Annotated in this window: 7 protein-coding genes; 2 read left to right on the plus strand and 5 right to left on the minus strand. The window is 68.5% G+C overall.

Going from position 1 to position 11,655, the window contains the following annotated elements; genetic code table 11:
* Position 1: 1 nt before the first annotated feature.
* Genes NVU01S_RS00195 through NVU01S_RS00215 form a run of 5 tightly spaced genes read right to left on the minus strand, consistent with a single transcriptional unit; the run spans position 2 to position 5,485 of the window.
* Positions 2 to 1,138 carry an ATP-grasp domain-containing protein gene (locus NVU01S_RS00195; RefSeq protein WP_156161727.1) on the minus strand — a complete coding sequence of 379 codons (1,137 nt, stop codon included), beginning with the start codon at positions 1,136 to 1,138 and terminating at the stop codon, positions 2 to 4.
* Positions 1,125 to 2,243, minus strand: coding sequence for a pyridoxal phosphate-dependent aminotransferase (locus NVU01S_RS00200; RefSeq protein ID WP_043675318.1), 1,119 nt, complete (start codon positions 2,241 to 2,243; stop codon positions 1,125 to 1,127). The genes NVU01S_RS00195 and NVU01S_RS00200 overlap by 14 nt, the downstream gene beginning before the upstream one ends.
* The gene (locus NVU01S_RS00205) at positions 2,236 to 3,216 is read right to left on the minus strand and encodes an arginase family protein (protein WP_043675315.1); all 981 of its coding nucleotides are present in this window, start codon (positions 3,214 to 3,216) and stop codon (positions 2,236 to 2,238) included. The genes NVU01S_RS00200 and NVU01S_RS00205 overlap by 8 nt, the downstream gene beginning before the upstream one ends.
* On the minus strand, positions 3,209 to 4,222 hold the full coding sequence (locus tag NVU01S_RS00210; protein ID WP_167829413.1) for a methyltransferase domain-containing protein: 1,014 nt from the start codon (positions 4,220 to 4,222) through the stop codon (positions 3,209 to 3,211). The genes NVU01S_RS00205 and NVU01S_RS00210 overlap by 8 nt, the downstream gene beginning before the upstream one ends.
* 36 nt (positions 4,223 to 4,258) lie before the next feature.
* Complete coding sequence (locus NVU01S_RS00215) at positions 4,259 to 5,485, minus strand: 4-hydroxyphenylacetate 3-hydroxylase N-terminal domain-containing protein (RefSeq protein WP_043675309.1); 1,227 nt, start codon at positions 5,483 to 5,485, stop codon at positions 4,259 to 4,261.
* 470 nt (positions 5,486 to 5,955) lie between these two features.
* Between NVU01S_RS00215 and NVU01S_RS00220 the strand changes: the two genes are divergently transcribed.
* Together NVU01S_RS00220 and NVU01S_RS00225 are read left to right on the plus strand one after the other, a co-directional pair.
* Positions 5,956 to 10,809 (plus strand): type I polyketide synthase, encoded by a 4,854-nt coding sequence (locus NVU01S_RS00220; protein ID WP_063048026.1) that lies wholly within the window; start codon positions 5,956 to 5,958, stop codon positions 10,807 to 10,809.
* Positions 10,806 to 11,648: a 3-hydroxyacyl-CoA dehydrogenase family protein gene (locus NVU01S_RS00225; protein ID WP_043675303.1), complete on the plus strand. Its 843-nt coding sequence runs from the start codon at positions 10,806 to 10,808 to the stop codon at positions 11,646 to 11,648. The genes NVU01S_RS00220 and NVU01S_RS00225 overlap by 4 nt, the downstream gene beginning before the upstream one ends.
* Positions 11,649 to 11,655 lie beyond the last annotated feature (7 nt).

Below are 11,655 nucleotides of genomic sequence, written 5' to 3' on the forward strand. Positions count from 1 at the left end.
CTCACCCCTCATTCGCGACCGCCAGCAGTTCGAGTGCGGTCAGGACGGCGTCGGTGCGGCCGCTGAGCCGGGCCCGGCCGCCGAGGCGGATGTGATCGAACATCGCGTCGACGGGCAGCTCGTCGATGCGGTCGGCGCCCTCGATCGGCCTGCCGACGCGCCACAACCAGCCGCCCGAAGCGTCGGCGTCCACCTTCGGCTCGGACCAGTCGAGCCCGGCCTGGATCCGCAGATTCAGCAGCTCGAGATCGATACCGGTGATGATCCGGGATTGGAACGGCACCTCGCCGCCGGACGCCCGCGCGCACACCTCGCTGACCACGACATCGGCGAATTCCGTTCCGCTGGAGAGATATTCGACGTGCGCGGTGAACGTCCCGTCGAGTCCCAGCGCGGTGCAGGTGCGGATCGCGAGATCGGCGAGCCGGGCCTCGAGCTCGGGTGCGACCCGGGCCGAGCCGGAGGGCCCGCCCGTGGTCAGGTCCAGCAGCGAGCGGATGTAGAGCCCCGAGAACAGGTGCGTCACAGTGCCGTTCACCACGAGCACTTCCGAATGATATTGCGGCCCGGCGAGCAACCGTTCGATCAGCCCGTCGCCGAGCGCGACCGGATCGACCGCGCCGAACGGCTCGATCCGGATGCCGCGCAGGTTGGCCTCCGCGGCCGGTTTGACGATGACGAGCTCGTCGTCGCCGAACCCGGTGAATCCGGCGGTCGTCTCGACGGTGCCCGCCGCCACGATCAGTGACTCGGGCACCGGGATGGCGGCCGCTTCCAGGGCGCGTCGCATCCGCCCCTTGTGCCGGTAGTTCTCCAGCGAGCCGGGCACCGGTGTCGGCAGGCCGCGCTCGCCGCACAGCTGAGCCGCGAGGCCCAGCAGATACTCGTCGTTGGTCACGACGGCGCTCGTCCCGGCGGGAAGCAGCGACCGCCATTCGTCGATCGGGGCGATGCGCTGCTCGCCGAGGTCGTCCAGGGTCACCTCGGCATCGCGGACCAGCGGCACCTCGCCGGTTCGCAGGATTCGTAGCCGGGCGCCCGTCGCCGCTACGGCCGCTCCGAAGTCGGCGAGCCCTTCGCTGCCGAGCGACTGCTTCGCCTGCAACAGGACCACCGTCGCGCGCTCACCTGATGACAACACGCCTCCATGCCTCTAGGTGCTGGTCGACGCGCTGGCAGCCCGTGACGACGGCTTCCGGATCGCGTGCCAGCGATATACGGATCAGGTCGGTGCCGAGATTCGGCTGCTCCCAGTAGAACAGCTCGCCGGGCAGCACGTGTACCCCGACCTCGCCCAGGTCGGTATACAGCGCGTTGGCGGCGACGCCGGCGGGCAGCCGGAACGTGTCGACCGAGATCCGCGAATCCGGATAGGCGGGCGGCAGATTGATGTTCTCCCGGGCCAGGGCGCGGTTGCGCTGGATGCCGTCGCGCAGCTGGTCGTAGCCGCCGTGCCTGCCGTCTTCGGCGAACAGCTCGATCACCCGTAAAATGAACGGCGAGGCCGAGAGCATGTGGTCGGAGTACATCCGCGCCAGCGGCAGCGGGTTGCCCGCGTTCCAATTCAGGAATCCGGCCTTGAGTTCTTGCAGGGGCCAGAGCTTTCCGGTGTCCTCGATGATCACCCAGTCGAGCGCGAAGCGGCCGAGCACGGCGTACATGTCGTACTGCGCGCGCAGATCCTGGGCCCGGAAGCACGAATCGATGACGAGCACGGTGCCGCGCTCGGCGCACGCGGCCGCGATCTCGCGCAGCCGGTCCGCCGCGAGCACGGTGCCGGTCGGGTTGTTCGGCGAGACGATGAACAGCACCCCGCCCGGTGGCGGGATGTCGTCGAGCGGGCCACTGGCCAAAGCGTTTTCGGCCACCGAGCGGATGCGCAGGCCGTGGCCGGCCAGCAGGTCGTGCAGGTTGTCGAAGGTCGGCTCGACCATGGCCACCGGGCGACCGGCGAGGCGCACCGCCTTGCCGATCATGTCGATGGCGGTGGAGGAGGAGTAACAGCTGCGAAAGCTGATCTGCTCGTCGAGCGCGCTGTGCTGCCCGAGGGAGGACAGGAACGCGGCCCGCGCGCTCTTCTCGACCACGTCCACCGGCAGCTTGCGGGTATGCGCGAAGACCTCCGGGAACGCGGCGACGATCTCGGATTGACTGGTGGACAGCGACATTCGAGGGTGCCCGTCGGACAGGTTGACGCCGTCGACGAGCGCCCTGACCTCGAGCTCGGTGATGTTGTCAGGCATGCAGACGACCATCCTGTTGTATCCGGGTCCGCCGGGCGGCCGCGGCGAGCGCCATGATCTCGAAGATCACCGCGACGCCGAGATGCGCGGTGATATCGGCGGAGTCGTAGGGCGGCGAGATCTCGACCAGCGAGACGGTCCGGATGTTCGGCAGCTCGAGTTCGCGCAACAGTTGCAGCGCGAAGGCCGACAATGGGCCGCCCACCTCGGGGGTGCCGGTGCCGGGCGCGCACGACGGATCGACGAAGTCGATGTCGAAGGTGAGCGCGACCGGGTTGGCGCCGACCTTGTCCCGCACGATCCGGCCGAGTTCCCGGCAGCCGAGCGCGAGCGCCTCGTCGCTGTGGATCACGGTGAACCCCATGTCATCCGGGGCCAGGTCCTCGCGGGGCACGCTGCCGCGCATGCCGATCTGCACGCTGGTCGTCGGATCGATCAGGCCTTCGTCGACCGCCCGGCGATAGACCGTGCCGTGGAAATGCTCGACGCCGAAGTAGTTGTCCAGCACATCCCGGTGGGCATCCAGCTGGACCAGCGAGAGCGGACCGTGATGCCGTGCCGCGGTGCGGAGTTCGGCGATCGCCAGGCTGTGGTCGCCGCCCACCAGGATCGGCAGCGCGCCGATCGCGTGCACGGCGTCGACGCCGTGCTCGATCAGCTCGAGCGTCTGCAGGTGATACCCCGGGATGATGTGCACGTCGCCGCCGTCGACGACGGAGAGCAGGTCGGTGATCACCAGATCGCGTTCCCGGCTGCCCAACCGGGCGAGCGTGCTCGCGGCGCGCACCGCCTCCGGCCCGAATCGGGCGCCGCTGCGATAGCCCGTCGCGCCGTCGATCGGCACCCCGAGGATGACGGCGTCGACACCGTCGCCGGCGGTGAGCTCGCGCACAGGCCGATAGGGGAGCCGGAAGAAGGTGCGCGGGCCCGAGCTCAACCGGGAGACGGCCTGGCTGTCGGTGTAGTCAGTCATCGTTGGATTCCTTGGACCGCAACAGGATTGCCGTCACGATCCCGGTTTCGTCGAGGCCGGGCGTGTCCACGTCCGCGGCCACCACCTCGAGCCCTTCGCTGTCGAACAGGCCGAGCCAGTACTGCTTGGTCGCCAGGCGCTGGTCGGTGAACGGGTGCAGCAGGAAATAGTGGTTGTAGTAGTTCGTGCGATGCGGGTCCTTCATCGACTCCGCGTTGTCCCAGCAGTAGTCGATGTCGATGACGAGCAGTTCCAGCCCGGGATTGTTGTCGAAGAGGGTCCGCAGGAACTTCCGTACGCCCGCTTCGCCTTCCTGTCCGAGGATCTCGTGGATGACGAAGCTGATGATGCCGAAGTCGTAGTGCGAGTCGGTGTGCTCGAGATGGCCGATCGCGTCCGCGTTCACGATGCCGATCCGATCCGCGTGCAGCGAGCCCGCGACGAATTCCACCGCGGCCGCGGCGCCTTCGGGACTCGGCTCGATGCCGGTGAGCCGCATGTCCGGATACTTCTCGGCCAGCGTGGTCAGGAAGATCCCGCTGCCACAACCCAGATCGATGCCGCTGCGGTAGGTCTTCCCGCGCTGATCGAGCACCCGGTACATCAGCGGGATCGCGTCGTGCACGCTGATCGCGCAGCTGCCGACCCCGACCATCCGGCCGTCCCGGGGCACCGCCGCCGGATCGGTGAAGCCCTGGCCGATCTCGAGGAAGGTTCGCCCGTAGCCGCCGATCATCATCTGATACCAGCCGCGGGCCTCCCAGATCTGTACCAGCTTGTCGGTGGCGCGGTCGTTCTCGGTGTATCCCGCGGTGCGCAGGAACAGTTGCAGCGCCTCGACCCGTTCCGGTGTCGTCACGACCGACTCCAGCGCTTTGCGGGCCGGGACGCCGTTCACGACGATCTGTTCGAGAATGCCGTGCTCGATCAGGTTGTACAGCACAGCCGACTGCACGAATCCGCTGAACGGTTCCAGCGCTTCGATCAGGCGATTCCGGGTGAGCATGTGGTTCATACCTCTCTTGCGGTAGTACTGCGCGGGTCAGCCAGCGGCGAGCCGATCGGGATCACCGACGAATGCGAGCTCGTATTTGTTCTGCCGGTATCCGTAGGCCCCCGAGGACAGGTTGGTGAACAGCGTCCAATCGGAGAGCTGCGGCGCGACGGGCAACAGGCCCTGCCGGCTGGTCCGACCGGGTTTCGGGCAGATGAGGTCCAATCCGGCGATCTGGGACAGCAGCGTCGCCGCGCCCTCGATGCGCTCGGTGAAGTTACCGATGCCCTGCAGCAGCGTGGTGCGATCGGCGGCCCAGAAGCCGTAGCGCTCATCGAAAGTGGCGGATTCGAGGGCGGCGGCGAAATCCCGCTCGGTGCTCGTGGCGAACCGGCGCAGCTTCGCCAGCAGCACCGCGGGCTCCTTGGCCGAGGTCGGGCCGCCGTCCAGGACCCGCTGTGCGAGTTCGAGATACAGCTGCGCCTTCGCCGACATCCGCGCCAGCGCCTGCACCCAGGCGGGGTGCGTCATGCCGGTGCGGGCCCGGAACGTATTGCACTGCTCGACCGAGCCGTCGATGAACACGTTGGCGTTGGGCACGAAGGCGTGGTCGAGCTCGATGATCGCGTCCTGCTCGTCGAGCACGTCGATGGATTCGTCCGGAATCTCGTGTGCCCCACGGAAACCCGGACGTGCGTGCACCTTGACGCCGTCGCTGCCCGGCTCGATGGCGACGCACAGCGCGGTGGACGCCTCGGCCTGCGACAGCATGCGGTAGGGGTAGATCAGCAGCACGTCGGCGTACGGCGCGAGGGTGGCCAGCTGCTTGAAACCGCTCAGATAGATGCCGTCCGAATCTCGTGCCACGACCCGCAGCAGATGGTGTTCGGAAATGCGCCCGCGTTCGGAGATGTCGGAAATCGCATGGGTGAGGATCGAATTGGCCGCACGGCACCCGCGATGGAACTCCTGCACGCGTTCGGCGTTTTCGCCGAAATGGGTGGCATTGGTGGCCCACGCGGAGACGATACCGGCCAGAAAATCGGGGCTGCGGCCGAGCAGTCCACCGCTGTAGGTCGCGAATCGGCGCAGTTGTCCGGCGTACTCGAAGAACTGATCTCTGGTCGCCGGCGGGGTCCAGATGCAGTCCCAGAACAATTTCAGTTCCGGATTGGTGCGCAGTCCGTCCAGGGTCTTTGCAAATGGCGTGCGATCGGTCGCCGCGCGCGCCGTCGAAATACTGTCGGTCGAGCAGGTGAGCTGCTGAGTTTCCAATGGATTTCCTTAGCCTGCAACCCGGATAACTACCGTTGACGTGGTGTCCGGGCAGATGAGTAACCTTGCGGCTATCTGTGCTGCGGCCCGAGCGGTGTGTATACCCCTATGAATCAGGTCGAATGCATAGAAACCCCCCGCTCTCAAGATGGACAACCTGTAGCATGCCTCGCTCGCGAGAGTGCTGAAAACCCCCTGATCGGGGGGTTGCCGTTGTCGCCGAAATGGCGAGAATGCCAGCCCGCCCGTGCGTGTAATAACTTCTGTCGCAACGCCTCTCATTCAACACCGCGCTTGTAGGAGTATGCGCCCGGCAGCGTTGCGAGGTGGGTGTGTCGGTGCTAGATTCGGGCCGACGGGGGCTGAGCTTTCCCTGATTCGGGTGTCCGGCGAAAGCTTGTGACAAATTCGACCGGTAACCGACGCGGCGCGGGCCGGGCCATGACCCCGGTGGTTGAAGGGCGGTATTGGTGGAGACGAATCGGGTGGGGTCCGGTGCCGTCGATCGAGCGGCGATCGAAGAATGGCTGTCCGGAAAAATAGGGGAGATCGTCGGCGCGGATCCGGCGACGATCGATCGGACCACCACCTTCGCCGCGTACGGGTTGACATCCTCGGATGCGGTGGGCCTGTCCGGTGAATTGGAGGAGTGGCTCGACCGCAAGCTGCCGGAAACCCTGCTCTACGAGCATCCGACGGTGGCGCAACTCGGTGCGGCGCTTGCGGATACGGGTTCCGCCGTCGCGAGCACACCCGAACGACCGGCTGCCGCCTTCGCTGCCGGTGGACCACCCGACGAGCAGGACGCGATCTGCATCGCCGGGATGGCCTGCCGGTTCCCGGCCGGGGCGAACACGCCACAGCTGTTCTGGCGCAATCTCGCCGACGGCGTCGACGCCGCCACGGACGTGCCGCCCGCCCGCTGGGACGCCCGGCGATACTTCGATCCGGACCCGTACGCGCCAGGGACGGCGTACACCACCCGCGGCGCGTTCGTCGACGACCTCGCCGGATTCGACGCGCAGTTCTTCGGTATCTCGCCGCGTGAGGCCCTGCGCATGGATCCGCAACAGCGGATGCTGCTGGAAATCGCCTGGGCGGCACTCGAAGACGCTGCGATCCCCGCGGACCGGCTCCGGGCGAGCCGGACCGGTGTCTTCGTCGGCATGATGGCCGACAGTCGCTACGCGCACCTGCTGGTGGACCGCGGCGGTCACGGCGAACTCGACGACCCGTACGTGGGGCTGGGCAGCGCCACCAGTGTGGTGGCGGGGCGGCTGTCGTATCTGCTCGACCTGCGCGGCCCGAGCATGGTGGTGGACACCGCGTGTTCGTCCTCGCTGGTCGCGTTGCACTTGGCGATCAACAGCATTCGCACCGGCGAATGCGATCGCGCCGTGGTCGCCGGGGTCAGCGCGATCGTGCACCCCGACACCTATCTGCAGGCGTGCAAGATGCGAATGCTCGCCGCGGACGGGCGCTGCAAGACGTTCGACGCCCGAGCGGACGGTTTCCTGCTCGGTGAAGGCTGCGGGGCGGTCGTCGTCGAGCGGCTGTCCGACGTCCGGGCACGCCGGCACCAGGCCCTCGCGGTGGTGCGCGGGTCGGCCGTGAACCAGGACGGCACCAGCAACGGATTGACCGCGCCGAACCGAGCGGCACAGGTCGCGGTGATCCGGGCCGCGCACCGCGCCGCCGGCATCGACGCCGACAGCGTGGACTACGTCGAAGCGCACGGCTCGGGCACCCAGCTCGGCGACGCGATCGAGATCGCCGCGCTGACCGAGGTTTTCGGCACCGCGCGGGCGAGCGAACGGCCGCTGTACGTCGGCGCGGTGAAGACCGCCGTCGGCCACCTGACCGGCGCGGCCGGAATGGCGGGGCTGATCAAAACCGTGCTCGCACTGCGCCGCCGGACCATCCCGCGCAACCTGCATCTGCGCGAACCGAATCCGGCGATCGACTGGGCGGCGAGCCCGGCTTGCCTGCCGCACGAGAACATTCCGTGGCCGGACGCGCACGCGCACACCCCGACCGCCGGGGTCAGCTCGTTCGGATGGTCGGGCACCAACGCCCACGTCGTCGTGTCCGCACCACCCACGCCGGTGCGCGCGGCCGACGAAGCGCGCAGGCACATACTGGCGCTGTCGGGGCGCTCGCCGCAGGCCGTGACCGCCACCGCGCATGCGCTCGCCGAGCACCTGCGCAGCCATCCGCGCCTGCACCCGGCCGACGTGGCGGCCACCTTCCAGACGGGTCGCTCGGCGATGCCGCATCGGGCTGCAATCCCGTTCGAAACGCTGCTCGAGGCAGCCGAGGCGCTCGACGAGGTCGGACGACGGGTGCCGGTGACGGCGGTACCGCACAGGCAGGCGCCGACGGTGCGCTTCGTCTTGCCCGGTACCGGCGATCAATTCGCCGGGATGGGACGCGACCTCTACCGGGCAGATCCCGTCTTCCGCGCGGCACTCGACCACTGCGCCGAGATCGCGGCCGTGCCCCTCGGCCTGGATCTGCGCACGGTCCTGTATCCGGACTCGGCACCCGCGCCGGCGGATCCCTTTGCCGCCCTGCGTAACCGGGGCGCGACCACGCCCCCGGCCGACGAGCTGGTGTCCCGAACCGATCTTGCGCACGCGGCGGTGTTCGCGTTGAGCTTCGCCGCCGCGCAGCTCTGGCGCGATCGCGGCGTCGAGCCCACCGGTCTGCTCGGCTACAGCCTGGGCGAGTACACCGCCGCCTGCCTGGCCGGGGTGTTCGATGTGGAAGTCGCGTTGCCGCTGGTGGTGCGGCGCGCGCAGCTCGTCGCGGCCGCCGCGCCCGGTGCCATGCTGACCGTGGCCATGGGCGCGCACCGGCTCGCGGACTACCTCGGGCCGGATCTGTCCTGCGCCGCGGTCAACAGTCCGAACACGGTCGTCGTGGCCGGTACCGAGGCCGCCGTTGACGCGCTCGCGCAACGCCTCGCGGCCGACGAGATCGCGGCGCTGCGCGTGCCGACCACCCGAGCCATGCATTCGCACCTGCTGGAGCCGCTGCGCGCGGCACTGCTCGAGCTGTTCGACGGCATCGAGTTGCGCGCTCCGCGAATTCCGTTCGTGTCCAACGTGACCGGCACGTGGATCAGCGACGAGCAGGCGCGCGACCCGCATTACTGGGCCGAACATCTCTGCGCGACCGTGGTTTTCGATGAGGGCGTGCAGACACTCGCGGGCTCGGAATCGTGCGTGCTCGTCGATCTCGGGGCGGGCCAGCTCGTCAGCTTGGCCGCGCAGAGCCTGGTGCACTCGGACGGCGCGCTGACCGTGCCGACGCTGCGCGCCGCAGCGCTGCGTGACCCGGACGATCGGGTGGTCGCCCGTACCCTGGGCCGGTTGTGGGCGGCCGGGGTGGACGTGGACTGGTCCAAGGTCGGATCGGCGGGTACGTCGGTCTCGTTGCCGACGTATTCCTTCCAGCATCAGCAGTTCTGGCCGGACGCGCGCGCGGCCCGCCCGGTGCGCGAAGCCGGCCCGGCGAGCACCGGGACCATCGAGGTGCTCGAACCGCAGTGGGTCGCTACCCGAGTCGCCGACGGTGTGAACGAGCGCAGCGGCCCCTACCTGGTCTTCACCGATCCCGAGACGTGCAGCGCCGAACTGGCCCGGCACCTGGTCAAAGCCCTGGGCGGGGCCGACGTGGTAACCGTTTCTCCCGGAACGGAATTCGCGACGACCACGGCGGGCGGATATCAGCTCCGGCCCGGTGCATCCGGCGACTACGCCCAGTTGACGACCGCGCTGGCCGACCGGAACCTGCTACCCCGCACGGTGGTTCACCTGTGGTCGGTGCAGGGGCCGCAGGACGATCCGATGTCCGCCGCCGGTGTCGGTGCCCATCGGCGGCTCGGCTTCGACAGCCTGCTGGCGCTGGCCGGGCACCTGAGCCGGCACTGTGTGGACGGCTGCCGGATCCTGGTCGTCACCGACCACGCGCAGACCTGCGACCCCGACGACGAGCTGTATCCGGGCAAGACCACCCTCGTCGGACCCGCGCTCACGGTGGGACAGGAGTATCCCGGCTTGGCGGTGCGCACGTTCGACGTCCTCACCCCGGTCGAGGACGTGTCCGCCGCCTGGAGCGAACTCGCGGAATCGGTGGTCGCCGAGCTGGATTGGCGCGGCTCGGCCGCGGTCGTGGCCCGGCGGGGGCGGCGCCGGCTCGTGCAACGTTTCCACCCGCGCACGCTCGGCGAGCCCGAGCCATACCTACGCGACGGCGGGGTCTACGTGATCACGGGTGGAACGGGAAGTATCGGTCTCCAGATGGCCGCCCATCTGGCGACGGCGGGGTCCGGGCTCAAATTCGTGCTGCTCGCCCGGACTCCGCTGCCGGATCTCGACGACCCGGCGTCGCGCGCGCAGGCGAGTGCGACGGCACACGAGCGTGCCGTCGCGGTGCGCGAGCTGGTTCGCGCGGGCGCGCAAGTACTGGTGCAGCCCTGCGATATCGGCGACCGCGCGGCGGCGGCCGCCGCGATCGCGCACGCCCGCAAGCGGTTCGGTCCGATCGACGGCGTGATCCACGCCGCGGGCGTGCTGACGCCCGACGCCTTCACCACCATCGAGGAGACGACCCCGGAACTCACCGCAGCGCATTTCCGGGCCAAGGTGGACGGCACGCTCGCGCTGGCCCACGCGCTGCGCGACGAGCGGCCCGACTTCGTCGTCCTGCTGTCCTCGATGTCGGCGGTGCTCGGCGGCATCGGCTTCACCGCCTACGCGGCGGCCAACGCCTTCCAGGATCAGTTCGTCGCGCTGCGCGGCCTGCCGGGCGGGTCCGCCTGGCGCACCGCGTGCTGGGACACCTGGCAGGCGACCGTGCGGCACGGTGAAAGGCCCGGCGTCGCAGCATCGTTGGACACCTATTCGTTCACCCCCGCGGACGCGCTCGCGGTGTTCGACCGGCTGATCGCGGGCGGACCGCGGCGCGCGGTCGTCGCCGCGGGAAGCCTGCACGAACGCCTCGAGGCGTGGGTGCGTGCGGGCGATCCGTTCGACAGCGGCGTTGGGCCGGCGGCGGCACCGGACCACACGGTCGAGGACTATCGACGCGAACTCGCCGGGTTGTGGCAGGCGGCACTCGGGGTCGACCACGTGGGCCTGTACGAGAACTTCTTCGAATCCGGGGGCAATTCGCTGGTCGGCCTGCAATTGATCAACGCGATCAAGAAGCAATTCCGCGTCGTCGTCCCGACGGTCGCGTTGTTCGAGGCCCCCACGGTCGCCGAGATGGCCGACTATCTGCTCACCGCGACCGCGCCGGAAAGGAAGTCACGGACATGAAATCGCTCGGAGTCATCGGTGCGGGCGTGATGGGCAGTGGCCTCGCGCAAGACCTTGCGGCACACGGCTTTTCGGTAGTGCTCGTGGATCGGTCGGCGGAACAGCTCGACCGTGCGGCGGCGGAGGTGCTGCGGTATTACCGCACCGGCCGCCTGTTCGGCCACGACACCGAGAAGTACGGTGACCTGACCCAACGGGTGACCTACACGACCGATCTCGCCGATGTCGGGGCGGCGGAGTTCATCATCGAGAACATCACCGAGAACTGGGCGTTGAAGTCGGAGATCTATCCGCGGTTGGACCGGATCTGCCCGCCCGAAACGGTGTTCGCGGCGAATACCTCGTGCATTCCGATCACCAAGATCGCCGCGGCGACCACCCGGCCCGACCGGGTGCTGGGCATGCACTTCATGAATCCCGTGCCGATGAAGTCCACGGTGGAGGTGATCCGCGGCTGGCACACCTCGGAATCCACCATCGCCACGGCGCAGGACCTGCTCGCCGGTCTCGGCAAGCGCGGCATCGTCGTGAACGACATGCCGGGTTTCGTGTCCAATCGGGTGTTGATGCTGATGGTCAACGAGGCGATCTTCCTGGTGCAGGACGGCGTGGCGGGCGCGGCCGAGGTCGACGAGATCTTCCGCTCCTGCTTCGGGCACGCCTCGGGTCCGCTGGAGACCGCGGACCTCATCGGGCTCGACACCATCCTCTACAGCATCGAAGGACTCCAAGAGTTCTACGGCGACAGCAAGTATCGGCCCTGTCCGCTGCTGAAGAAGATGGTCGACGCCGGACTGCACGGCCGTAAAACCGGTCAGGGCTTCTTCTCGTACTCCTGAGCGCAGC

Origin of the sequence: Nocardia vulneris (genome assembly GCF_001613425.1) — a bacterium.
GTDB classification, from domain to species: domain Bacteria; phylum Actinomycetota; class Actinomycetes; order Mycobacteriales; family Mycobacteriaceae; genus Nocardia; species Nocardia vulneris.

Excerpts from the sequence above, each read along its gene's own strand:
- NVU01S_RS00225 (WP_043675303.1), top strand. The coding sequence starts at position 10,806 with ATGAAATCGCTCGGAGTCATCGGTGCGGGCGTGATGGGCAGTGGCCTC.
- NVU01S_RS00200 (WP_043675318.1), bottom strand. The coding sequence starts at position 2,243 with ATGCCTGACAACATCACCGAGCTCGAGGTCAGGGCGCTCGTCGACGGC.
- NVU01S_RS00205 (WP_043675315.1), bottom strand. The coding sequence starts at position 3,216 with ATGACTGACTACACCGACAGCCAGGCCGTCTCCCGGTTGAGCTCGGGC.
- NVU01S_RS00210 (WP_167829413.1), bottom strand. The coding sequence starts at position 4,222 with ATGCTCACCCGGAATCGCCTGATCGAAGCGCTGGAACCGTTCAGCGGA.